This window comes from Sphingomonas sp. DC5200-1 (assembly GCF_049897245.1).
In the GTDB taxonomy this organism is placed as follows: Bacteria; Pseudomonadota; Alphaproteobacteria; order Sphingomonadales; family Sphingomonadaceae; genus Sphingomonas; species Sphingomonas aquatilis.
Genome location: NZ_JAFCVW010000006.1, coordinates 219,232 through 243,283 on the forward strand (window position 1 = coordinate 219,232; position 24,052 = coordinate 243,283).

The window sequence follows — 24,052 nt, forward strand, 5'->3', positions numbered from 1 at the left end:
GCGCGGGGCACCCCAACCGCACACCCTCTTCGCGTCTTCGCGTCGTCGCGCGAACCATCATCGGAGCGCCTGAATGATCCCCGCCCTCCTGCTGCTCGCGCAAGCGGCCGACCCCGTCTCCGCCGCCATCGCCACGATGACGCCCGAACAAAAGGCCGCGCAGCTGCAAAGCACCGCGCCCGCCGATCCCGCGATCGGCCTGCCCGCCTACGACTGGTGGAACGAAGGCCTCCACGGCCTCGCGCGCGACGGCCAGGCGACCGTCTTCCCGCAGGCGATCGGCCTTGCCGCCACTTGGGACACCGATCTGCTGGGGAAGGTCGGCACCGTCGTCTCGACCGAGGCGCGCGCCAAGTTCAACGCGCAGCCCGTCACCGCGAACCGCCGCATCTATCAAGGCCTCACCATCTGGTCGCCCAACATCAACATCTTCCGCGATCCGCGCTGGGGCCGGGGGCAAGAGACCTACGGCGAGGACCCGTATCTCACCGGCACGTTGGGCGTCGCCTTCGTGCAAGGGTTGCAAGGCCCCGACCCCGCCCACCCGCGCGTCGTCGCCACGCCGAAGCACTTCGCCGTCCACAGCGGTCCCGAAGCCGGTCGCGACAGCTTCGACGTCGATCCCAGTCCTCGCGATCTCGAAGCGACCTATTTCCCCGCCTTCCGCCGCACGATCACCGAAGGCCGGGCGATGTCGCTGATGTGTGCCTATAACAGCATCCATGGCGTCCCCGCCTGCGCCTCGTCGCCGCTGATGAACGAGCGCCTGCGCCGCGACTGGGGCTTTACCGGCTTTACGGTGTCGGACTGCGACGCGGTCGGCAACATCAGCAGCTATCACCATTATCGGCTCGACACCGCCAGCGGCGCGGCGGCGGCGGTGCGCGGCGGCACCGACGTCAATTGCGGCAGCGCCTATGCTGCGCTGCCCCAGGCGCTGAAGCAGGGCCTGATCACCCAGGCCGAGGTCGACACCGCACTCACCCGCGCCTTCCGCGCGCGCCAAGCGCTGGGCATCGCGTTCGGCGGCACCAGCCCCGACAGCCGCATCCGCGCCGATCAGGTCGGCACGCCCGCCCATCAGGCGATCGCGCTGGAGGCCGCCCGCAAATCGATCGTGCTGCTCCAGAACAACGCCGACCGCCTGCCCCTGAAGGCCGGCGCGAAGATCGCGGTCATCGGCGCCGACGCCGACGACCTCGGCGTGCTTCAGGGCAATTACCACGGCACCGCGATCCGCCCGGTCACCCCGCTCGACGGCATACGCGCGCGCTTCGGCGCCGCCAACGTCAGCTATGCGCAAGGCTCCGCGCTCGCCGACGGGGCTGCGGTCGTCGTCCCCGAAACCGCCTTGCGCGCGAGCGGCAAGCCCGGCCTGCGTGCCGATTATAGCGGCCCCGCGTCGGTCACCCGGCAGGACCGCCGCATCGATCTCGACTTCAACCGCGCGCCCGTCGCGCCCGGCCTGCCCGTCGGCCCGTTCAAGGCGAACTGGACCGGCGAGTTCGTGCCCCCCGGCCCCGGCCAGTACCGCCTCATCATCGACCAGTCGCAATGCTGGAAGGATTGCACCATTCACGACAGCGCCCGCGTTACGCTGGACGGCAAGGTGCTGCACGACGGCCCGCTGCCCAAGGGCCGCGTCGAGATGACGGTGGATAGCGACGGCTCGCCCCAGCCCATCGCGATCACGCTGGACCATGTGTCGGACGACGAAAGCTTCCGCCTGCTCTGGATGCCGCCGGCCCAGCCGCTGCTCGACCAGGCGGTGGCAGCGGTGCGCGATGCCGACGTCGCGATCGTCATCGCCGGCCTGTCGCCCGATCTGGAAGGCGAGGCGCTGTCCGTGTCCGTCCCCGGCTTCGTCGGCGGTGACCGCACTGACATCGCGCTGCCGCTGCCGCAACAGCGCCTGCTCGCCGCACTGAAGGCGACCGGCAAGCCGATCGTCCTCGTCCTCAGCAGCGGCAGCGCGGTCAGCGTTGATCCCACGTCCGCCGACGCGATCCTCGCCAATTGGTATCCGGGCGAGGCCGGCGGCACCGCGCTTGCCGACGTGCTGTCGGGCGTCACCAACCCCGCTGGCCGCCTGCCCGTCACCTTCTACCGCGCCACCACGGATCTGCCCGCCTTCATCGATTACGCGATGAAGGAACGCACCTATCGCTACTTCACCGGCACGCCTTTATGGGGCTTCGGCCACGGCCTGAGCTACACGCGCTTCGGCTATACCGCGCCGCGCGGCGCCGCCAGCGTCGCCGCCGGCCAACCGCTCAAGGTCGAGACCACCGTCACCAACACCGGCCCGCGCGACGGCGACGAGGTGGTGCAGGCCTATCTCGTCCCCCCTGCCTCCACCCGCCCGCTCGGCAGCACGGAGGCGGTGCTGCAACGCCAGCTCGTCGGCTACCGCCGCGTGAACCTGAAGCGCGGCAAGGGCATGGCCGTCGCCTTCACCCTCACCCCCCGCGACATGAGCATCGTCGACCACGACGGCCGCCGCCACGTCGCGCCGGGCGCCTACCGCCTCTACGTCGGCGGCGGCCAGCCCGGCGACGGAGCGGGCCAGTGGTTCGACTTCGCCGTGACCGGCACCGACACGGACCTGCCGAAATGACCCGCGACCTCTCCACCCCACACTCCCCGTCACCCCGGACTCTTTCCGGGGTCCACCGCTCCGCGGGGGGCGGGCCAGAGGCTCAAGCCCTCCCCCCAGCCGCACAGTGGACCCCGGACCAAGTCCGGGGTGACGCAGAAGGGTGGAACCGCCGCCATTTCCTCGCCGCGAGCGCAGCGACCGCCGCCAGCGCCGCCACCCCCGCCTTCGCCGCGCCCGCCTTCCCCAGCAAGCGCCCCGCCCCCGCCGACCGCCGCTTCACCAGCCCCGCGGTCGAGCGCGATCTCACCCGCGTCGCGAAACAGATCGGCGACCCGAAACTGCGCTGGATGTTCGGCAACTGCTACCCGAACACGCTCGACACCACCGTCCGCATGAGCACCATCGACGGCAAGCCCGACGCCTTCGTGATCACCGGCGACATTCCCTGCCTGTGGCTGCGCGACAGCTCGGCGCAGCTCAAACCCTATCTCCACCTCGTCAGACAAGCGCCCGAACTGCGCCGCCTGTTCACGGGCCTCATCGCCCGCCAGGCGCGCTGCATCCTGATCGACAGCTACGCCAACGCCTTCATGGACGACCCGACGGCGAAATCGAACCTCGAATGGTCGCTGCACGACGACACCGTCATGAAGCCGGGCGTCGCGGAGCGGAAATGGGAGGTGGATTCGCTCTGCTACCCGATGCGCCTCGCTCACCAATATTGGCGCGCCACCGGCGACAAGACGCCGTTCGACGCGACCTGGGCCGCCGCCGCGAAGCGCAGCATCGCGACCTTCCGCGAACAGCAGCGGATGGACGGCCACGGCCCCTACAGCTTCCGCCGTTCCGCCCCCCAGCCGACCGAGACGCTCCTGTGGGGCTATGGCAGCCCCACCAAGCCCAACGGCCTGATCCATTCGGGCTTCCGCCCGTCGGACGATTCCTGCACCTATCCGATGCTGATCCCCAGCAACCTGTTCGCGATGACCGCACTGCGCGAACTCGCCACGGTGGCGCAGGAAACCGGCAACGACGGCGGCATCGTCCGCGACGCGACGCAGCTCGCACTCGAAATCGAAAGCGCGCTGCGCCGCTTCGGCACGATGCGCCTGCGCGACGGGCGCGAGGTCTGGGCCTATGAGGTCGACGGCTTCGGCAACGCGCTGTTCATGGACGACGCCAACGTACCGAGCCTGTCGGGCCTCGCCTATCTCGGCTGCGTCGATCCCGCCGATCCCCTGTGGCAGCGCACCCGCGACGCCTGTTGGAGCGACACCAACCCCTGGTTCTTCTCGGGGAAAGCCGGCGAAGGCATCGGCGGCCCGCACGTCGGCGAAGGCCAGATCTGGCCGATGTCGCTCACCATCCGTGCGCTGACATCCACCGACGACGCCACGATCCGCGCCTGTCTGAAGACGCTGCGCGACACCGACGGCGGCACCGGCTTCATTCACGAAAGCTTCGACCGGAACGATCCCGCCAAGTTCACGCGGAGCTGGTTCGCCTGGGCCAACGGCCTGTTCGCCGAACTCATCCTCCATCTGGCGAAGACGAAGCCCGCCCTGCTTAAGGAGACCTTCTGATGTCCTCACCCTTCCGCGGCTTCGCCGCTCCCTCCCTCTCCCGCCGGGAGAGGGAAGGGGCCCGCCCGGCGCAGCCGGGTGGGAAGGGTGAGGGCGTCACCCGCCGCGCCCTGCTCGCCAGCACCGCCGCCGCCAGCCTCCCCCTCCCCGCCTTCGCCGCGACCGCAGCGCCGGCACGCGCCAACCTGTTCATCGGCACCGGCGGTCACGGCCACACCTATCCCGGCGCGACCGTCCCGTTCGGCATGGTGCAGCTGTCCCCCGACACCGACGTCGAGCGCTGGGACGCGTGTTCGGGCTATCACCGCACCGACTCGTCGATCATGGGCTTCAGCCACACGCATCTGTCGGGCACCGGCATCGGTGACATGCTCGACGTGCTGGTCGTCCCCACGCGCGGCCCCGTGAAGCTGCTCCCCGGCCCGCTCGACAACCCCGACGCCGGCTATCGCCAGCGCTTCACCGCCGAACATGCCGAACCCGGTTACTACCGCGTCGCGCTCGAAAGCGGTGTCCGCGCCGAACTGACCGTGACGGAGCGGACCGGCCACCACCGCTACACCTTCCCCGCCGGCCCCGCACACGTCCTGATCGACCTGTCGCACCTGATCCTCGACAAGAGCGATCATCCCCCGCTCGTCACCGACGCCAGCCTCGACATGGACGCCGCCGGCACGCTCACCGGCAGCCGCACCGTCAACCGCTGGGCCAAGGGCCGCCACATCCACTTCGCGATGCAGCTGTCGCGCAAACCCGACCGCGTCACCTTCTATGGCGACGCCGATGCGCAGCAGCCCGTCGGCGCGCAGGGCGTGAAAGGCAACCGCGTCAAAGCCGTCCTCCATTACGACGACGCCGGCGCCGCCCCGCTAGTCATCCGCTGCGGCATCTCCGGCGTCGACGTCGCTGGGGCCCGCGCCAACCTCGCCGCCGAGGGCAAGAGCTGGGACTTCGACGCCGTCCGCCGCGCTGCGCAAGGCCGCTGGACTCGCGAACTCGGCGCGATCGGCGTCGAAGGCGGCACCGAGGATCAGCGCACGATCTTCACCAGCGCGCTCTACCATGCCCTGCTCGCACCGACGCTCTTCTCCGACGTCGACGGCCGCTACATCGGCCTCGACCGCAAGCCGCACACGCTCCCGCAGGGCAATGCCGCCTACAGCACCTTCTCGCTGTGGGACACGTATCGCGCGCTCCATCCGCTGCTCACCATCGTCGCGCCCGACAAGGCGCAAAGCCTCGTCGCCGACCTGATCCGCCAGACGCAGCAGAGCCCCTACGGCCCGCCGTGCTGGCCGCTGCAGGGCATCGAGACGGGCACGATGATCGGCTGGCACGCCGTCTCGGTCCTCGCCGAGGCGCAGAAGAAGGGCATCAAGGCCGATTACGCCGCCGCCTGGCCCGGCATCGCCAAACGCAGCTTCGACTTCTCGGCGCCCGACCTCGACAACAGCAAGGGCCGCGACCTCTACGACACGATGGGCTACGTGCCCGCCGACAAGCTGTTTGAAAGCGTCAGCCGTACGCAGGAATATGCGTATGACGACTGGGCCTCGTCGCACCTCGCCCGCGCCGCCGGCAAGACGGCGGAGGCCGACCGCTTGCTCAAGCGCTCGCGCAACTGGCGCAACGTCATCGACGGCCGCATCGGCTTCGCGAGACCACGCTTCGCCGATGGCAGCTGGTGGACGCCCTACGATCCCATCCAATTGGGCCACATGCCCAAGCCCTGGTGGCGCGACTATACCGAGGCGAACGGCTGGCAGGCGACCTTCCTCAACCAGCACGACATCTACGGCCTGATGGAGCATATGGGCGGCGAGGCGAAATTCGAACGCCAGCTCGACGCCTTCTTCACCGCACCCTCGACCTTGCCCGCCAACGCGCCGCCCGACATCGCCGGCCTCGTCGGCCAGTACGCGCACGGTAACGAACCCGATCAGCACGCGGCCTATATGTACGCCTACACCGGCGCGGCGTGGAAGACGCAAGGAATGGTCCGTCGCCTGTGTACCGAGATGTACAAGAACGACCCCGACGGCATCATCGGCAACGACGATTGCGGACAGATGAGCGCGTGGTTCGTCCTGTCGTCGCTCGGCTTCTATCCGGTCGATCCGGTCGAGGCGGTGTACGTCTTCGGCTCGCCACTGTTCGAACGCGCGCAGATCGCGCTGCCCGGCAGCAAGAGCCTGACGATCGAGGCGCCCGGCAACACCGCCGACACGCCCTACGTCCGGTCGATCACCTTCAACGGCCGCCCGTGGACCAAGAACTGGATCTCCCACGCCGACCTGATGAAGGGCGGGCGCCTGGTCTTCACGATGAGCAAGACGCCCGTGAAGACCTTCGGCCAAGCCAAGGCCGACCGCCCACCCTCCAACGGCCGACAGCTGGCGTGACGGCCCGCCCCACCCACTCCGTCACCCCGGACTCGTTCCGGGGTCCACTCCGCGGCGAGGGGGTCGGTCAAAGCCTCCAGCCGTGCCCCCGCGGCCCGGTGGACCCCGGAACGAGTCCGGGGTGACGAACAGAATGCCGCACACTCCCGCTCTACCCAATACCCGGAGCCACCCCGTGACCGACCTCTCCCGCCGCACCCTGATCGCCTCCGGCCTCGCCGCGAGCGCCGCCACCGCCGCCCCCACCTTCGCCGCGACTCCGGTTGCCGCCCCCAAGCCGTGGGGCGCCACGCCCTCGACGCGCCAGCTCGCGTGGCACAAGCGCGAACGCTACGCCTTCGTCCATTTCTCGATCAATACCTTCACCGATCGCGAATGGGGCTATGGCGACGAGAGTCCCAAGCTCTTCAACCCGACCGATTTCTCCGCGGACCAGATCGTCGCCGCGGCGAAGGCCGGCGGCATGACCGGCATCGTCCTCACCGCCAAGCATCATGACGGCTTCTGCCTGTGGCCGACGATGCTGACGGAGCATTGCATCCGCAACAGCCCGTACAAGAACGGCAAGGGCGATATCGTCCGCGAAATGGAGCAGGCGACGCGCCGCCACGGCCTGTCGTTCGGCCTGTACCTGTCGCCCTGGGACCGAAACCACGCCGGCTACGGCCGCCCCGAATATATCGACTATTATCGCAAGCAGGTGGTCGAACTCTGCACCCGCTATGGCGAATTGTTCGAATTCTGGTTCGACGGCGCCAATGGCGGCGACGGATACTATGGCGGCGCGCGCGAAACCCGCACGATCGACGCGCCCAAATACTATAACTGGCCCTCGATCATCGCACTGGTCCATCACTATCAGCCGATGGCCTGCACCTTCGATCCCTTGGGCGCGGACATCCGCTGGGTCGGCAACGAAGACGGCATCGCCGGCGACCCCTGCTGGCCGACCATGCCCGACCACCCCTATGTCCAGTCGGAAGGCAACAGCGGCGTACGCGGCGCCCCCTTGTGGTGGCCGGCGGAAACCAACACCTCGATCCGCCCCGGCTGGTTCTACCACGCCGACGAGGATTCCAAGGTGAAGACGCCCGCGCGCCTGATCCGCTTCTTCGATGAATCGGTCGCGCGCGGCACCAACATGCACCTCAACCTGCCGCCCGATCGCCGCGGCCGCCTGCCCGATCATGACGTCGCGGTGCTCAAGAGCTTCGGCGATGCGATCCGTGGCAGCTTCGCGACCGATCTCGCGACCGGCGCCGTCGCCAGCGCCTCGGCGACCCGCGGCCCCGCCTTCGCGCCTGCCAAGGTTCTCGACGGCAACCGCGACACCTATTGGTCGACACCCGACGGCGACACCACGCCGACGCTGACGCTCGACCTGCCGCCCGGCCGTCGCTTCGACCTCATCCGCATCCGCGAATACCTGCCCCTCGGCGTCCGCGTCACCCGCTTCGCGGTCGAGGCGGAGGTCGGCGGCGCCTGGCAGCGGCTCGCCACCCACGAATGCATCGGCGCGCAGCGGATCATCCGGCTGCCCCAGCCGATCACCGCCCGCCGCGTCCGCCTCGTCATCCTCGAAGCACCCGCTTGCCCGGCGATCAGCGAGCTGTCGCTGTTCCTCGCCGTCGCGCCGGTTCCGGTGGCCGCGCCGCCCAGCCACGATGCCGCGGTCCTGTCGCCGCGCGACTGGACAGTCGTCACCGCCACCGCGCCCGGCGCCGAAGCCCTGCTCGACGGCGATGGCTCCACCGTCTGGAGCCAGCCCGCGCCCACCACGACACCGGCGTCGGTCACGCTCGACATAGGCAAGACGCAGACGGTGGCCGGCTTCAGCCTCACCCCCTGGCGCCACCCCGACAAGGTCAGCGCCCCACCCCGCGGCTACACCGCCGAAACCAGCACCGACGGCAAGACCTGGACGCCGGCGGCGGAGGGCGAATTCCAAAACATCGCCTACGCCCTCTCGACGCAGCGCATCCCATTCACCACGCCCCGCCCCGTCCGCTACCTGCGCCTTTCCTTCGCTGCGACCGCAGTCCCGGCGCAAAAGCTGGCGATCGCCGACGTAGGCGCATTCACGCGCTAACCCCCTCCGTCACCCCGGCCGAAGAGCCGGGGTCCCGCTTCCTCTTCTTCGGTCCGACGAACGAAAAGCGGGCCCCCGGGTCAATCCCGGGGTGACGAACGGGAAACCGGAAAGACTAAATCCCCTCCGCCACCACCGCACGCCCGGTCGCTTCCAGCTCCCGCGTCAAGTCGGCCAGACACCGCTCGACCAACCCCGCATCCGCGCTGCGCACGACGAAGTTCGCCCCCGTCCGCCCCTCACGGAAAAACGGGTAGCTCCCGATCGACACGCCCTCATGCGCCTTCTCGGCGTTGCGCAGCAGATCGGCGACCTCGCTCTCCGCGACCCAACAACCGATCGTCCCCGATACCACCGGCCGGCCGCCCTCCAGCGTGCCCGTCAGCGCATCCAGCATCCCCGCGGTGATATGCGGCACGCCCGCCATGATGTAGATATTCTCGACGTGGATCCCCGGCGCGCCCGACACGCGATTGGGGATCAGCCCCGCCCCCGCCGGCACACGGGCCATCCGCGCCCGCGCCTCGGTCAGCCCGCCGCGCGTCACATAATAGCGCTCCAGCGTCGCCATAGCATCGGGATGGTGCTCGACGCCCACACCCAGCGCCTCGGCAATCGCATCGACGGTGATGTCGTCATGCGTCGGCCCGATCCCGCCGGTGGTGAACAGATAGTCGTTGCGCGCGCGCAGCGTGTTCACCGCCTCGACGATCGCCGCGGTCTTGTCCGCCACCACGCGCACTTCGGCCAGGCGGATACCCTGCACGTTCAGCCAGCTGGCCAATTGCGCGACATTCTTGTCCTGCGTGCGCCCCGACAGAATCTCGTCGCCGATGACGACCAGCGCGGCGGTCCAGATGCGTTCCTGCTCCATGTGACCCGCTTTACCTCGCAAAATGACGCTCGCCACGCTATATACGCGCGATGACCGAATATGTGACCGTCACCTCCGACGCGCCGGAAGGGCGCACCGGCGCGATCAAGCTCCACGGCCCCGCCGCCTTCGCCGGCATGCACAAGGCCGGACGTCTCGCCGCCGAAACGCTCGACATGCTGGTGCCGCACATGGTGCCGGGCGTCACGACCGCCGAGCTCGACCGGCTGATCTACGACTTCGTCACCGCGAACGGCGGCGTGCCCGCGACCTTGGGCTATCGTGGCTATACGCATTCGACCTGCATCTCGATCAACCACGTCGTCTGCCACGGCATCCCGAGCGAAAAGACGCTGAAATCGGGCGACATCGTCAATGTCGACGTCACGCCGATCGTCGATGGCTGGCACGGCGACACCAGCCGCATGTACCTGATCGGCGACGTGCCGCTGAAGGCGAAGCGACTGGTCGAGGTGACCTACGAATGCCTGATGCTCGGCATCGAACAGGCCAAGCCCGGCAACCACATGGGCGACGTCGCGCATGCGATCCAGCGCCATGCCGAAAAGCACCGCTACGGCGTCGTCCGCGATTTCTGCGGCCACGGCCTGGGGCTGCTGTTCCACGACGCGCCCGAAGTCGTCCATGTCGGCAAGCCCGGCACCGGGCCGGAACTCAAGCCCGGCATGATCTTCACGATCGAACCGATGATCAACATCGGCCGCCCGGACGTGAAGCTGCTCGACGACGGCTGGACCGCGGTGACGCGCGACCGCTCGCTGTCGGCACAGTTCGAACATTCGATCGGGATTACGGACGAGGGCTGCGAGATCTTCACGCTCTCGCCAGCCGGCTTCCATCAGCCGCCCTACGCCTAACTTCCTCCGTCACCCCGGACGTGTTCCGGGGTCCACCGGGCCGCAGGGGGGTGGTTGGAGCCTCCAGCAACCCCCTCGCCGCAGAGTGGCCCCCGGAACAAGTCCGGGGTGACGAAGAGAGAGGGCGGGCGGCGCCGAGAGACAGCGCCGCCCCTCTCCTCACCTGACGTCCAGCACCACCACCGACTTCGCCGGCAGCGCCACCGACAGCAGGCCGTTCGCCCCCAGGCTCGCGCCGGTGAACGCCACCGGCTTCAGCGTGTCAGGCGCATCGAAGGTGTTGTGCGCATCCATCGTCGGCGCGGTCAGGACGCGTCCCGTCACGCTCTTGCCCGCCAGCCCGGCCAGCTGCACGGTCACCGTTGTCGCACGGTTGGGATCGACGTTGGTCAGCCCGACATGGACCACGCCATCGGTGCCGCGCACCGCGCTCGCGCTGACCGCGCGCACCTCATATTTGCCACGCGTATACCAGTGCGAGGCGACCTCGACCGGCAGCACCGTGCCGTCCTGATAGTCCTTATACATGTCGAACACCCAATAGGTGGGCGTCCTCAGCATGCGGTTGCCGTCGGTCAGGATCATCGCCTGCAGCACGTTGACCATCTGCGCGATGTTCGCGCCGCGCACCCGGTCGGCATATTTGGCGAAGATGTCGAGGTTCAGGCTCGCCACCACCGCATCGCGCAGGCTGTTCTGCTGATACAGGAATCCCGGATGCGATCCCGGTTCCTGATCGTACCAGGTCCCCCATTCGTCGACCAGCAGGGCGACCTTCTTCTTGGGGTCGTATTTGTCCATGATGCGCGAATGCTCCTGGAGCAGTTCGTCCATCTTGAGTGCCTTGGAGATCGTCACCGCCCATTCGTCTTCGCTGAAGCCGGTCGCTGCGCCTTTATGCTCCCAGCTGCCGGGGACGGTATAATAATGGACGCCGATGCCCTGGATCATGGCGCCCGCCTTGCGCATCATGACGTCGGTCCAGTTATAGTCGGTCGAATTCGCGCCGCTCGCGATCTTCATGATCGGCACGCCCTCGGGCGTCTTGACGAAGGTCGCGAACTTGCGCGTCTCGTCGGCGGCATAGTCGGGCAGCATGTTGCCGCCGCAGCCCCACAATTCGTTGCCGATGCCGAACATCGGCAGCTTCCACGGCGTCTTGCGGCCGTTGGCGGCGCGCTCCTTGGCCAGTGTCGATCCGGTCGGCGAGGTCATATATTCGACCCACTCGGCCATCTCGCGCGGCGAGCCGGACCCGACGTTGCCCGACACATAGGCGTCGGCGCCCAGCATCTCGGAATAGTCCATGAATTCGTGCGTGCCGACGGTGTTATCCTCGGTCACGCCGCCCCAATGGGTGTTGATCTTGACCGGGCGCTTGTTGCGCGGGCCGATACCCTCGCGCCAGATATATTCGTCGGCAAAGCAGCCGCCCGGCCAGCGGACGACGGGCACGCGGATCGCCTTCAGCGCATCGAGCACGTCGGTGCGATAGCCGCGGACGTTGGGGATCTTGCTGCCGGGCCCGACCCAGATGCCGCCATAGATGCCGGTGCCGAGATGCTCGGCAAACTGGCCGAACAGGCGGCGATCGTATTTGGGCCCCGGATGATCGCCGCGCACCGATACGATATCGGTCGGCCCCGTCGCTGTCGCCGTCGCGTCTTGCGCGTCCGCCGCGACAGGCACCGCCGCCGCCAGCGCAGAGCATAGCAGCAGCCTCAGCATCGTCTTCATGCATCTCTCCCCGACGCGTCCCTGCGCGCTGGGGCCATGACTATCGGCCTACATCCGGCCCGTCAATTTGTTAGACAAAAGGAGTTTCAGCGCCGTCCGCGCCGGCTTTCGGCCTGCCGCGCCGCCGCGATCGTATCCACGACCAGCTCGTAATGCGCCGGCGAGTAACCCGCCGCCAGAAAAGCCTTCACCTCGGCCGAGGCGATCGCATAGCCGCGCTTCCAGCTCAGCACCGCAACTCGGCGCAGCGCCTCCAGCTTGGGATCGGCCAGCATCGGGCTGATCCGCACGCCGAACAGCAGCTCCAGCCCGCGCGACAGCCGCCCCGGCTGGCGCAGCGTCGACAGGCCATCACCGCGCGCGAGGCCGATGACCGACCGCTCCAGCTCGCTCAGCACCGGGCGGTCTTCGGTCGGGGCCGTCACTCGCGGGGCGTCCGCGGTCAGCCCCTGCGCGCTCACGCGGGCATAGCCGGCGTTGCCCGGTTCGGCGAAAGCGAGAAAAGCCATGGTGTCACTCCCTTTTATCCGAGCCGCAGGCCTCCCGTCCGCGCCAAAGGGCACGGTGCGCGCTGCATCGTCAGTGTCGTTCAATCGAGATGGCGAAGGCTCTTCATCCGGCGCTGCGGTCCCTCGCAACATGAATGCCTCGTCATCTTCTATACCAAGCGGTATAAAAGCGGATATTGGCGCCGTCAACGGCTTTCGTACCGGTCGGTATTAAAAGAATGGCGTCCTCGCCGACCCTGGGAATTGCGCCGATTTTCACCCCCAGCCCCGCCCCTGATGTCCGATGGGATACGCCCGCGATCCCAACGCGTTACCTGTCATCCCACGACAGGAGGCACCGATGCCCGACACCAGCAAGGTCGATCCCGACCGCGACACGACCGGCAATCCCTTCGATCGCGATGCCGGCCGCTATGGCCTGGATTATCACCGCGACCGCGAATCTGACCTCGGTCGCCACGCCCCCAGCGGCACCGTCGCCGCCCGCCCCGGCGATCCGCATCCGCCGCAAGACCCGAACCTGCCGCCCGAAAACGGCCTGCGCGCCTCGTTCGACCCTCAGACCGGCGCGGTCCATGGCAGCGGCAGCGGCGCCGGTGGCGGCAACCCCGGCGAGGACTTCAGCAGCGATGCCGCGGCCGGCGACGGTTACCCACAGACCGGCGGCGAAGGACGTGACAAAGGCGGCGACACCGACCTCGGACCGCCGCATTCCCAGGAATGACGGCGGCGGAGGGATCCGGCCGCTGCACGCCCGAACGTTGTCCCAACGAGAACGCGCCCCTTATAGCGGCCCACCTCCGCAAACCCCACCCCGTCATGCCGGACTTGGTCCGGCATCCACCGGGCCGCAGGGGGAGGGCAAGAGGCTCGAACCACCCCCCTCGCCGCAGAGTGGACCCCGGAACAAGTCCGGGGTGACGGAGCGCCTGAGGCGCGTGAATTCAACGACGACAACAGCGCGCCCGCGGCATAACCCCGTAACGCCCCCAACCTGACGCCCCTCGCCGACCGCCCCTACTTCAGCGGAACGATGACCTCGTCCGGATGCGCCACGTTTAGCTCCTTGCGCACCATCTCATCGACCATATCCGGATTGGCATGGTCGGGATCCAGCAGAGCAACGCGGTTCTGCAGCACCGTCCGCTTCTGGTCGAGCGAGGCATATTGCACCTCTCGCCGCGCCAGCTGCTTCTTGTAATCGCCATAGGCCAGGATGCCGTTCGGCCCCAGCACGGCATAGGCACCGAAAAACGCCATGATCGTAAAGCCCAGCGCGGGCAGCGCGGCACGACGCATGACCTTGCGGAACGCGGTCGATGGGTTCGACCGCCCTCCGTTCGTGCCTTTCCGTGCCGTTACCGCCCGCGCCATGGTTTACATCCTCGCTTGCATCCCGTCCGGGATCAAGCCTTCAGAACGCTCCGGCCCGCATATCGTGCCGAGTCGCCCAATTCTTCTTCGATGCGAATCAGCTGGTTGTACTTGGCGAGCCGGTCCGAACGGGCCAGCGAGCCGGTCTTGATCTGGCCGCAGTTGGTGGCGACCGCCAGGTCGGCGATCGTCGCATCCTCGGTCTCGCCCGAACGATGGCTCATCACCGCGGTGTAGCCGTTGCGCTGTGCCATGTTCACCGCTTCCAGCGTCTCGGTCAGCGTGCCGATCTGGTTGACCTTCACCAGCAGCGAATTGGCATAGCCCCCCTCGATGCCGCGCTTCAGGCGCTTGGGGTTGGTGACGAACAGATCGTCGCCGACCAGCTGCACCGTGTCGCCGATCAGATCGGTCAGCGCCTTCCAGCCTTCCCAATCGTCCTCGCTCATGCCGTCCTCGATCGAGAAGATCGGGTAGCGACGGGTCAGGTCGGCGAGATATTCGGCCATCGCGCCGCTTTCGAGCACCTTGCCCTCGCCCGAAATGTTGTAGCGGCCGTCCTTGTAGAATTCGGTCGCCGCGCAATCGAGCGCCAGCATCACGTCGTCACCCGGCGTATAACCCGCCTTCTCGATGCTCTGCATGATGAAGCCCAGCGCCTCTTCGGTGCTGGCGATGTTCGGCGCGAAGCCGCCCTCGTCGCCCACGCCCGTGGCCAGCCCCTTGTCGTGCAGCGCCTTCTTCAGCGTGTGGAAGATTTCCGACCCGCAGCGCACCGCCTCCAGAATATTCTCCGCGCCGACCGGCACGATCATGAATTCCTGGAAATCGATCGGGTTGTCGGCGTGCTCGCCACCGTTGATGATGTTCATCATCGGCACCGGCAGCACGTGCGCCGACACGCCGCCGACATACTTGTACAGCGGCATGCCGCGTGCTTCCGCCGCCGCCTTCGCCGCCGCCAGGCTGACGCCCAGGATCGCGTTCGCGCCCAGGCGCCCCTTGTTCTCGGTGCCGTCCAGCTCGATCATCGCTGCGTCCAGGTCGGCCTGATCCTCGGCATCCATGCCGATCAGCTTTTCGACCAGCTCGCCGTTCACCGCCTCGACGGCGTCGTCGACGCCCTTGCCACCCCAGCGGCTCTTGTCGCCGTCGCGCTTTTCCACCGCCTCATGCGCGCCGGTCGACGCGCCCGAGGGCACCGCCGCGCGGCCGAAGCTGCCGTCCTCCAGCAGCACGTCGACCTCCACCGTCGGGTTGCCGCGGCTGTCGAGGATCTGCCGGCCATGGATGTCGATGATTGCGGTCACGTAACGATGCTCCTACCTCTGGGGCTCAGATGCCGCGGCCTCTACCCGCTCGCCGCGCGGGCGGCAATTGCCTGCCGCAAGGGAACCGGCCGTCGTCGGCCGGGGTTAGAGGCTTCGATACGAGACTGTCACGAAAGGGCCACCATGTCCGATACCGATCTGAACCCCGTCCTCGACGGCGACACCCTCTCCTCCGCCGCCAGCAGCGATGCCGATGGCGCGACCAGCCGCGTCGAACAGGCGAAGCAGACCGCCAAGGACTATTCGGCGAAATACGGCGCACAGGCGACGGACAAGATCCGTACGCTGGCCGACACCGGCAAGGAGCGCGCGATCGGCGGCCTCGACCAGCTGTCGCAGATGATCCAGGACGCCGCCGGCCAGGTCGACGACAAGCTCGGCGCGCAATATGGCGATTACGCCCGCTCCGCGGCCGGCGTCGTCTCCAACTTCTCCGGCCAGATCCGCGATAAGAACGTCGACGAGCTGCTCGACGACGCGCGTGCCTTCGTCCGCAAGAGCCCGGGCGTCGCGATCGGCGTCGCCGCGGCGCTGGGCTTCGCGCTCGCCCGGGTCGTCCGGTCCGGCCTCGACGACAAGGCGTAAGGGGCTCGTGGCGGTCTTGCCGACAATTGAAACCGTAGGCGCTGGCGAGGAAGGGATCACCGACCTCGTCAGCCAGCTCGTCGAGGATGCCCGCGGGCTGGCCAGCGCCGAAGTAGCGGTGGTCAAGGCGCGGATCGGCGAACGCGTCAGCGCCTATCGCAGCGCGATCGTGTTCTTCGTCGTCGCCGGGGTGCTGGCGCTCGCCGCGTTGATCACGGCGCTGGTCGGTGCGGTCCTGACGCTCGCGACGCTGATCGGCCCGGGCCTCGCGACGCTCGCCGTCGTGATGGCGGTGCTCGCGATCGCCGCCAGCCTCGCCCTCGTCGGCAAGAGCCGCCTCGCCCCTGCCACGGAGAAGCAGCTGTGACCGATCCCGCCACCCGCCTGATCGACGCCGAAGCGGAAGCCGCCGCGGCGCGTGAACGCCTGTCGGGCACGTTGCGCAAGCTGCAGGTCCGCCTCAACCCGCGCGATCTCGCCAAGCAGGCGGCGCGCGACGTCGCTGACAAGGGGCAGGCCGCGGCCCAGGCCAGCCTCGACACGGCGGTGCGCAATCCCGGCGCGGTGGCCGGGGTCACGGCCGTCGCCGGCCTGTTCCTCGCCCGCCACCGCCTCGCCGGCCTGTTCCGCAAGAAGGACAAGCCGCATCGCTTTAAACGCAATCACGAACCCGGCCTCGGCCCCAAGGACTGATCCGCGTTCCCCGCGCATCCACGCAAAGGATAGACCCATGACCGACACCCAGACCCAGGATCGCGTCGCCGACGCCACCGCCGACATCAAGGCCGAAGTGCACGACCGCCTCGACGATGCCAAGCACGCTGCCAGCGACGCCGCGCGCCGCACCGCCGACGCGATCGAGGCCAATCCGCTCGCGATCGTCGCCGGCGGCATCGCGATCGGCGCGCTCGCTGGTGCGCTGATCCCGCGCTCGGCGAAGGAAAAGCAGCTGCTCGCCCCGCTTGGCCGTTCGCTCGGCGAGCGCGCCCGCAGCGCCGTCGCCGCCGCCCGCGAAGCCGGCACCACCGAACTTCAGAACGCCGGCCTGTCGAAGGACGCCGCCAAGGATCAGGTGAAGTCGCTGTTCCAAGGCATCGCCAAGGCCGCGACCACGGCCGGTTCCGCCGCGGCGCAGTCGGCCCGCGCCAAGGATTAAGTCCAATCCCGTCATTGCGAGCGGAGCGAAGCCATCCAGAGCCGGACCACGACGCCCTGGATTGCTGCGCTTCGCTCCCAATGACGAAACGGTGCCCCGATGGCCCGCCCTACCCCGGCCATCCGGGGTTCAATATTGCGCCGCAACACGCTAGGGACGGCGGGGTAAAATCATCACCCCAGGAATCTCAGCGCATGAGCAAGCTCCACCTCGTCTTCGGCGGCCGCGTCACCGATCCCCGCACGCTCGACTGGGCCGATCCGTCGAAGCTCGACGTCGTCGGCATCTTCCCCGACTATGCGAGCGCCGAAAAGGCCTGGCGCGCCAACGCCCAGCGCACCGTCGACGACGCCGAGATGAAGTTCGTCGTCGTTCACCTCCACCGCCTGCTCGAACCCGATCTGGTCACCACGCCCGAAGCATAAGCAGACGGGGGCGCTTCGCCCCCACTGCGCCCCGGACCGGGTCCGGGGCCGCTGAGACCATGATTAAGACGTGCGGAACGCCACAGTGTCCGCGCCACCCACGGCGGGTTATGCCGCCCCGCCTTCCCCACCCCCGTCATTCCCGCGAAGGCGGGAATCCAGACACGCTAACGACAGCGATGGAGCCGAAACCGCACGGCATATGGATTCCCGCCTCCGCGGGAATGACGGTGTGGGTAGGGGCGCGTCGTGCGATCAACAGCAGATGACGGCCGTGGGTTAGACACCTAGCCGCGACGTAAAAGCCGAGCAGCGCTTCGGCTAAAGGCGAGACCACCCCCCCTCGTCATCCCGGCGAACGCCGGGATCCATGGAGGCAACGAGGCTGCTGTGTCCCACCAACGCGAATGGCGCCGTGTCCATGGATCCCGGCTTGCGCCGGGATGACGGAGTGGCGGAGAACACCGCCACCCCCGCAACCCCTCAGATAAACTCGACCTTCGACACCACATAATAGCGGTCGCCGGCCGGCACCGACACCTCTACCTCGTCGTCCACCTTGCGGCCGATCAGCGCACGGCCCAGCGGCGAATTGTACGAAATCCGGCCGGTCTTGGCGTTCGCCTCGGTCTCGCCGACGATCTGGTACTTCACCGGCTTGTCGTCGTCGTCGAGCAGCGTCACGGTCGCGCCGAACACCACCTTGTCGCCCGACAGCTCACGCGGATCGATGATCTGCGCGCGCGACAGCTTGCTTTCGATATCGGCGATCGTCGCTTCGTTCTGGCCCTGCTGCTCCTTGGCAGCGTGATATTCGGCGTTTTCCGACAGGTCGCCGTGCGCGCGGGCTTCCTCGATCGCGTCGACGATCAGGGGGCGTTCGGCTTTCAGACGCTTCAGATCCGCGGTGAGCTTCTCATAGCCCTCCTGGAGCATCGGCATCTTTTCGACGGTCGCCATGTGTCAATCCCCAATTGCTTCATCCCCGCGGGCGGGCCGTTTTCCGGCCCGCCCCCGCACATCACGTCATTATGTCGGGATCAGTTGTGCGACTGCGAATAGTAGGATTGCAGGGGGCGGACTTCAAGGGAGGCGACGCCGATTGCCGCGGCGGCCTGCACGCTGGCGGGGGCCGTGGTGAAATACGGGATCTTCTGCGCCAGCGCCGCCTGCCGGATCGGCTTGGAATCCTTCAGGCTCTGCCAGCCCTCGGTGGTGTTGAAGATCAGCGTCACCTCGCCGTCCATGATCCGGTCCAGGATATGCGGCCGCCCCTGCGCGACCTTGTTGACCTTCTCGACCGCCAACCCCGCGGTTTCCAGGTAATCGGCCGTCCCGCCGGTCGCCAGCACCTTGAACCCGCGCGCCAGCAGCGATTTCACCGCCGGCACGATATGCGGCTTGTCGCCGTCCTTCACGCTGACGAAGGCGGTGCCGCCGGTCGGCAGCACGGTGCCCGCACCCAGCTGCGACTTCATGAAGGCGGTGGTGAAGTCGGGGTCGATACCCATCACTTCGCCCGTGCTCTTCATTTCCGGCGACAGGACGGGGTCGATGCCGGGGAAGCGGTTGAACGGGAAGACGGCTTCCTTGACCGCATAATAATCGATGTGGCGATCAATCGGCGGCATGTCGGCGAGCTTCTCGCCCGCCATCACGCGGCTGGCGATCTTGGCGATGGGCGCACCGATCGCCTTGGCGACGAAGGGCACCGTGCGGCTGGCGCGCGGGTTCACCTCGATCAGATAGACCTCGCCATCCTTCACCGCGAACTGGATGTTCATCAGCCCCTTGACGCCCAGCGCATGCGCCAGCGCCACCGTCTGCCGCTCGATCTCGGCGATCGTCTCGGCGGACAACGAATAGGGCGGGATCGAACAGGCGCTATCGCCCGAATGGACGCCGGCTTCCTCGATATGCTGCAACAGGCCCGCGACGACCACTTCGTCGCCGTCGCACACCGCATCGACGTCCACCTCGATCGCGTCACGCAGATATTGGTCGATCAGCACCGGGCTGTCGCCCGACACCTGCACCGCCGTCTGGATGTAATCGTCCAGCTGCTGCAGGCTGTCGACGATCTCCATCGCCCGGCCGCCCAGGACATAGCTGGGGCGCATCAGCACCGGATAGCCGATCCGCTCCGCCGCGGCGACCGCCTCGTCCCGGCTGCGCGCGAGGCCGTTCGCCGGCTGCTTCAGGCGCAGCTTGCTGACCAGCGCCGCGAAGCGCTCGCGGTCCTCGGCCAGGTCGATCGCGTCAGGGCTGGTGCCCAGGATCGGAATCCCCGCCTTCTCCAGCGCGCGGGCGAGGTTCAGCGGCGTCTGCCCGCCGAACTGCACGATCACGCCGGCCAGCTCGCCCTTCGACTGTTCGACATGCAGGATTTCCAGCACGTCCTCGGCGGTCAGCGGCTCGAAATACAGGCGGTCCGACGTGTCATAGTCGGTCGACACCGTCTCCGGGTTGCAGTTGACCATGATCGTTTCATAGCCCGCGTCCGCCAGCGCGAAGCAGGCGTGGCAGCAGCAATAGTCGAACTCGATCCCCTGCCCGATCCGGTTCGGGCCACCGCCCAGAATTACCACCTTGCGGCGGTCGGACGGCATGCTCTCGTCCTCGGGCTCGCCGAACGACGGCGCCTCATAGGTCGAATACATATAGGGCGTCTTGGCGTCGAACTCCGCGGCGCAGGTGTCGATCCGCTTGAAGACGGGGCGTACGCCCAGCCGGTGACGCAACGCGCGCACCTCGTCCTCGGTCACGCCGCCGGTCATCGCGACGACCGCCTCGTGGATCAGGCCCGATCCGCGCGCGATGCCGCGCTCCATGCCGCGCAGATTGGCGGACTTGAGCGCCAGATAGGCGAGCCGCTTGTCGCTGAAGCCCATCGCCTTCAGGCGGCGCATGCCCGCCGCCTCGATCGGCAGGCCGTTGCGGCACACTTCCTCTTCCGCTGCGACAATCTCGGCGATGCGTTCGAGGAACCACGGATCGAACTTGGCGATCGCATGCACCTCGGCAACGGTGAAGCCTTCGCGCAGCGCTTGCGCGGCGACCAGCAGCCGGTCCGGCGTCGGGTTGGCGAGCGCCGCCTCGATCTCCGCGCGCGGCGCGCCGACCAGATGATCGACCGCATTGAAGCCCGACAGGCCCGTCTCCAGCCCGCGCAGCGCCTTCTGCATCGATTCCTGGATGTTCCGGCCGATCGCCATCACCTCGCCGACCGACTTCATCGCGGTGCCCAGCACCGGCTCGGCGCCCTTGAACTTCTCGAAGGCGAAGCGCGGAATCTTGGTGACGACATAATCGATCGTCGGTTCGAAAGACGCCGGCGTCGCGCCGGTGATGTCGTTGTCGATCTCGTCCAGCGTATAGCCCACCGCCAGCTTCGCCGCGACCTTGGCGATCGGGAAGCCGGTCGCCTTGGACGCCAGCGCCGACGATCGCGACACGCGCGGGTTCATCTCGATGACGACCAGGCGGCCGTCCTTGGGGTTCACCGCGAACTGGACGTTCGATCCGCCCGTCTCGACGCCGATTTCGCGCAACACCGCGATGCTGGCGTTGCGCATGATCTGATATTCCTTGTCGGTCAGCGTCAGTGCCGGCGCGACGGTGATGGAATCGCCCGTATGGACGCCCATCGGATCGACGTTCTCGATCGAACAGATGATGATGGCATTGTCGTTGCGATCCCGCACGACCTCCATCTCATATTCCTTCCAGCCGAGCAGCGATTCCTCGATCAGCACCTCGGTGGTCGGCGACGCGTCCAGCCCCTTGCGGACCATGTCGACAAATTCGGACCGGTTGTAGACGATGCCGCCGCCCGACCCGCCCATCGTGAAGCTCGGGCGGATGATCGCCGGCAGCCCCGTGATCTCCAGGCCCGCCAGCGCCTCCTCGACGGTATGCGCGATCGCCGACCGGGCGCTTTCCAGCCCGATCTTGTCCATCGCCACCTTGAACTTCTGGCGGTCCTCGGCCTTGTCGATCGCCTCGGCATCGGCGCCGATCATCTGGACGCCGAACTTTTCCAGCGTGCCGTCATGGAACAGCGCCAGCGCGGTGTTGAGCGCGGTCTGCCCGCCCATCGTCGGCAGGACGGCGTCGGGCCGCTCCTTCTCGATGATCTTCGCGACCACCGCGGGCGTGATCGGCTCGACATAGGTCGCGTCGGCCAGCTCCGGATCGGTCATGATCGTCGCCGGGTTCGAATTGACCAGGACGATGCGATAGCCCTCTTCCTTCAGCGCCTTGATCGCCTGCGTGCCCGAATAATCGAACTCGCACGCCTGACCGATGACGATCGGCCCCGCGCCGATGACGAGGATGGAGGAGATGTCGGTGCGTTTTGGCATTACGCTTCCAGTTCTTTTTTCAAACGTTCGATGAGTCGGGTCAATTCCGCGCGCGAAACCCGATACACTTCAGTCAGATACCTTTTCGCGACTTTGGGCACCGCAGCACCTGACGCCTTTAACTCTGCTTTCAGACGCTTTTCGAATTCGTGGTGGTCGGACACCTGAAATGGCTCGAAAGCATGCGAAACGGGGCCAAGGCCCAACGCAACGACGCTCAAGTCAAGCTTGCGAACGCGTCCATCCAACGCATCTTTGTTTGGGTCATGCTTTGACTTGCCGACCTTTACCTGCAGCGTGTCGCCTTCTCCGACCGGAGCGAGCGGGTGATAAACGCCATATATCCAGCCACTCACTTCGCCAGCGACCCGACAAACTTCTCGAACAGATACAAACTGTCCTGCGGCCCCGGGCTCGCCTCCGGATGATACTGCACGCTGAACGCCGGCCGATCGGTCAGCTCCAGCCCCGCGTTGCTCCCGTCGAACAGCGACACATGCGTCTCGCGCACGTTGGCGGGCAGCGACTCCCGTTCCACCGCGAAGCCGTGGTTCATGCTGGTGATCTCGACCGCGCCGTCGGACAGGCGCTTGACCGGATGGTTGGCGCCGCGGTGGCCCTGGAACATCTTCGTCGTCCGCGCGCCCACCGCCAACCCGAGCAGCTGGTGGCCGAGGCAGATGCCGAACAGCGGCTTGCCCGTATCGAGCAGCTGCCGGATCACCGGCACCGCATAGTCGCCCGTCGCGGCGGGATCGCCGGGGCCGTTGGACAGGAAGATGCCGTCGGGGTTCTGCGCCATCACGTCGTCGAACGTCGCCTGCGCCGGCAGCACCGTCACCTTCGCGCCGGCCTTCACCAGATTGCGGAAGATGTTGTGCTTGCTGCCGTAATCGATCGCGACGACATGCGGGCGTTCGCCCTCACCCGCCGCGCCATAGCCGAAGCCCAGCCGCCACACGTCGCCCTCGCGTGCCTCACCCCAGGCATAATGCGTCTCGGTCGACACGGTCTTGGCAAGGTCCATGCCCTCCAGCCCCGGCCACGCCCGCGCCATCTCCAGCAGCGCGTCGAGGTCGAATTCGCCGCTCGCCGAATGCGCGACGACACCGTTCGGCGCGCCGCCCGCGCGGATACGCCGCGTCAGCGCGCGCGTGTCGATCCCCGACAGGCCGATGCGCGCATGCCGCTTCATCCAGCCGTCCAGCCGCTCAACCGCGCGGAAGTTCGACGGTTCGGTCACGTCCTGCCTCACGATCATGCCCAAGGCATGCGGCGCATCCGCCTCGATATCGTCGGGGTTGGCGCCGACGTTGCCGATGTGCGGGAAGGTGAAGGTGATGATCTGGCCCGCGAACGACGGGTCGGTCATGATCTCCTGATAGCCGGTCATCGCGGTGTGGAAACACACCTCGCCCACCGCCGCGCCTTCCGCGCCGAAACCGCGGCCCCAGGCCACCTCGCCGTTCGCAAGAACCAGAACGCCCGTGGCCCCATCGGGCTTTGCGGGCATGGCAATGGGCTTAGGCTCGGCCATGGCTTGGCGGGCACTCCTGAAGGTTTCGTCTATGTCGCTAAGTGGCGCCCGCTACCCCCCAGCTTGGCCTAGGTCAACCGGTTCACGGGGCCGCCGCTTTCCGCTAGGATCCCCGGCTTTCCCGTATTCGAGGCTTTCTTCCATGATTCGCGACGACATCAAGGCCGCCCAGGTCTCCGCCATGAAGGCCGGCGACAAGGAAGCGCGCGCCGCGATCGGCCTGATCCAGGCGGCGATCAAGAACCGCGACATCGAACTGCGCACCGGCACCGCCCCGACGGATGACGATGCCGTGGTGGTCGAGGTGCTGCAAAAGATGGTCAAGCAGCGCCGCGAATCGATCCAGATGTACGAAAGCGGCGGCCGCCAGGAACTCGCCGACGCCGAAAAGGCCGAGGTCGCGGTGATCGAACGCTTCCTCCCCACCCAGATGAGCGACGCCGAAACGACCGCCGCGATCGAGGCGATCAAGGCGGAGCTGGGCGCGGCCGGGATGAAGGACATGGGCCGCGTCATGGCCGAACTGAAGGCCCGCCACGCCGCGAACCTCGACATGAGCAAGGCCAGCGGCCTGGTGAAGGCCGCGCTGTCGTAAGCGAAGGCGCGCAA

The 24,052-nt window shown here is 67.5% G+C and carries 21 protein-coding genes; 12 read left to right on the plus strand and 9 right to left on the minus strand.

Translation table 11 applies throughout. The annotated features are described in order from the left end of the window. The first annotated feature begins 73 nt into the window (after nt 1–73). From ACP7A3_RS15130 to ACP7A3_RS15145, 4 genes are all read left to right on the plus strand, one after another. Nucleotides 74–2,617, plus strand: a complete 2,544-nt coding sequence (locus tag ACP7A3_RS15130; protein WP_426256322.1) for a glycoside hydrolase family 3 C-terminal domain-containing protein — start codon at nt 74–76, stop codon at nt 2,615–2,617. Beyond that, nucleotides 2,614–4,182: a glycoside hydrolase family 125 protein gene (locus ACP7A3_RS15135; RefSeq protein WP_426256321.1), complete on the plus strand. Its 1,569-nt coding sequence runs from the start codon at nt 2,614–2,616 to the stop codon at nt 4,180–4,182. Before ACP7A3_RS15130 ends, ACP7A3_RS15135 begins: the two co-directional genes overlap by 4 nt. Continuing rightward, on the plus strand, nt 4,182–6,584 hold the full coding sequence (locus ACP7A3_RS15140; RefSeq protein WP_426256320.1) for a GH92 family glycosyl hydrolase: 2,403 nt from the start codon (nt 4,182–4,184) through the stop codon (nt 6,582–6,584). The genes ACP7A3_RS15135 and ACP7A3_RS15140 overlap by 1 nt, the downstream gene beginning before the upstream one ends. Nucleotides 6,585–6,759: 175 nt before the next feature. After that, complete coding sequence (locus ACP7A3_RS15145) at nt 6,760–8,673, plus strand: alpha-L-fucosidase (RefSeq protein WP_426256319.1); 1,914 nt, start codon at nt 6,760–6,762, stop codon at nt 8,671–8,673. A gap of 115 nt (nt 8,674–8,788) precedes the next feature. Here ACP7A3_RS15145 and ACP7A3_RS15150 read toward each other — a convergent pair whose 3' ends face one another. Continuing rightward, complete coding sequence (locus ACP7A3_RS15150) at nt 8,789–9,547, minus strand: competence/damage-inducible protein A (RefSeq protein ID WP_426256318.1); 759 nt, start codon at nt 9,545–9,547, stop codon at nt 8,789–8,791. Nucleotides 9,548–9,597: 50 nt separating this feature from the next. On the opposite strand from ACP7A3_RS15150, the gene map reads away from it, so the two are divergent. Further along, nucleotides 9,598–10,425 (plus strand): type I methionyl aminopeptidase, encoded by an 828-nt coding sequence (gene map, locus ACP7A3_RS15155; RefSeq protein WP_043059971.1) that lies wholly within the window; start codon nt 9,598–9,600, stop codon nt 10,423–10,425. Nucleotides 10,426–10,584: 159 nt separating this feature from the next. On the opposite strand, the gene ACP7A3_RS15160 is transcribed toward map, so the two are convergent. Then, a complete protein-coding gene (locus tag ACP7A3_RS15160) occupies nt 10,585–12,162 on the minus strand; it encodes an alpha-N-arabinofuranosidase (protein WP_426256317.1) in 1,578 nt (525 codons plus the stop codon). Between the two features lie 86 nt (nt 12,163–12,248). Next, on the minus strand, nt 12,249–12,671 hold the full coding sequence (locus ACP7A3_RS15165; protein WP_426256316.1) for a hypothetical protein: 423 nt from the start codon (nt 12,669–12,671) through the stop codon (nt 12,249–12,251). Nucleotides 12,672–13,011: 340 nt separating this feature from the next. Here ACP7A3_RS15165 and ACP7A3_RS15170 point away from each other — a divergent pair, with 340 nt between their 5' ends. Then, nucleotides 13,012–13,395, plus strand: a complete 384-nt coding sequence (locus ACP7A3_RS15170; RefSeq protein ID WP_426256315.1) for a hypothetical protein — start codon at nt 13,012–13,014, stop codon at nt 13,393–13,395. Nucleotides 13,396–13,688: 293 nt separating this feature from the next. Here the strand turns inward: ACP7A3_RS15170 and ACP7A3_RS15175 are convergent, their stop codons facing one another. Together ACP7A3_RS15175 and eno are read right to left on the minus strand one after the other, a co-directional pair. Then, on the minus strand, nt 13,689–14,045 hold the full coding sequence (locus tag ACP7A3_RS15175) for an FtsB family cell division protein (protein WP_018251114.1): 357 nt from the start codon (nt 14,043–14,045) through the stop codon (nt 13,689–13,691). A gap of 32 nt (nt 14,046–14,077) precedes the next feature. After that, on the minus strand, nt 14,078–15,355 hold the full coding sequence (gene eno, locus ACP7A3_RS15180; protein WP_426256314.1) for a phosphopyruvate hydratase: 1,278 nt from the start codon (nt 15,353–15,355) through the stop codon (nt 14,078–14,080). A gap of 144 nt (nt 15,356–15,499) precedes the next feature. Between eno and ACP7A3_RS15185 the strand changes: the two genes are divergently transcribed. From ACP7A3_RS15185 to ACP7A3_RS15205, 5 genes are all read left to right on the plus strand, one after another. Then, nucleotides 15,500–15,961, plus strand: a complete 462-nt coding sequence (locus ACP7A3_RS15185) for a hypothetical protein (RefSeq protein WP_426256313.1) — start codon at nt 15,500–15,502, stop codon at nt 15,959–15,961. Nucleotides 15,962–15,968: 7 nt separating this feature from the next. Next, a complete protein-coding gene (locus ACP7A3_RS15190) occupies nt 15,969–16,328 on the plus strand; it encodes a phage holin family protein (RefSeq protein ID WP_426256312.1) in 360 nt (119 codons plus the stop codon). Next, nucleotides 16,325–16,654, plus strand: a complete 330-nt coding sequence (locus ACP7A3_RS15195; RefSeq protein WP_043059977.1) for a DUF3618 domain-containing protein — start codon at nt 16,325–16,327, stop codon at nt 16,652–16,654. The genes ACP7A3_RS15190 and ACP7A3_RS15195 overlap by 4 nt, the downstream gene beginning before the upstream one ends. Nucleotides 16,655–16,691: 37 nt before the next feature. Continuing rightward, nucleotides 16,692–17,117, plus strand: coding sequence for a hypothetical protein (locus tag ACP7A3_RS15200; RefSeq protein ID WP_426256311.1), 426 nt, complete (start codon nt 16,692–16,694; stop codon nt 17,115–17,117). A 194-nt stretch (nt 17,118–17,311) separates the two neighbouring features. Further along, on the plus strand, nt 17,312–17,542 hold the full coding sequence (locus ACP7A3_RS15205) for a DUF4170 domain-containing protein (protein ID WP_017978084.1): 231 nt from the start codon (nt 17,312–17,314) through the stop codon (nt 17,540–17,542). Between the two features lie 483 nt (nt 17,543–18,025). Here the strand turns inward: ACP7A3_RS15205 and greA are convergent, their stop codons facing one another. The 4 genes from greA to carA all read right to left on the minus strand — a co-directional run bounded on the left by greA (nt 18,026) and on the right by carA (nt 23,443). After that, on the minus strand, nt 18,026–18,502 hold the full coding sequence (greA, locus tag ACP7A3_RS15210) for a transcription elongation factor GreA (protein ID WP_017978083.1): 477 nt from the start codon (nt 18,500–18,502) through the stop codon (nt 18,026–18,028). Nucleotides 18,503–18,582: 80 nt separating this feature from the next. Next, entirely contained in the window at nt 18,583–21,906 is a 3,324-nt protein-coding gene (gene carB / locus ACP7A3_RS15215; protein ID WP_426256310.1) for a carbamoyl-phosphate synthase large subunit, read from the minus strand. Then, nucleotides 21,906–22,262, minus strand: coding sequence for a hypothetical protein (locus ACP7A3_RS15220; protein WP_426256309.1), 357 nt, complete (start codon nt 22,260–22,262; stop codon nt 21,906–21,908). The genes carB and ACP7A3_RS15220 overlap by 1 nt, the downstream gene beginning before the upstream one ends. After that, entirely contained in the window at nt 22,259–23,443 is a 1,185-nt protein-coding gene (gene carA / locus ACP7A3_RS15225; RefSeq protein ID WP_426256308.1) for a glutamine-hydrolyzing carbamoyl-phosphate synthase small subunit, read from the minus strand. Before carA ends, ACP7A3_RS15220 begins: the two co-directional genes overlap by 4 nt. A 142-nt stretch (nt 23,444–23,585) precedes the next feature. Here carA and ACP7A3_RS15230 point away from each other — a divergent pair, with 142 nt between their 5' ends. Continuing rightward, on the plus strand, nt 23,586–24,038 hold the full coding sequence (locus ACP7A3_RS15230; RefSeq protein WP_426256307.1) for a GatB/YqeY domain-containing protein: 453 nt from the start codon (nt 23,586–23,588) through the stop codon (nt 24,036–24,038). Nucleotides 24,039–24,052 lie beyond the last annotated feature (14 nt).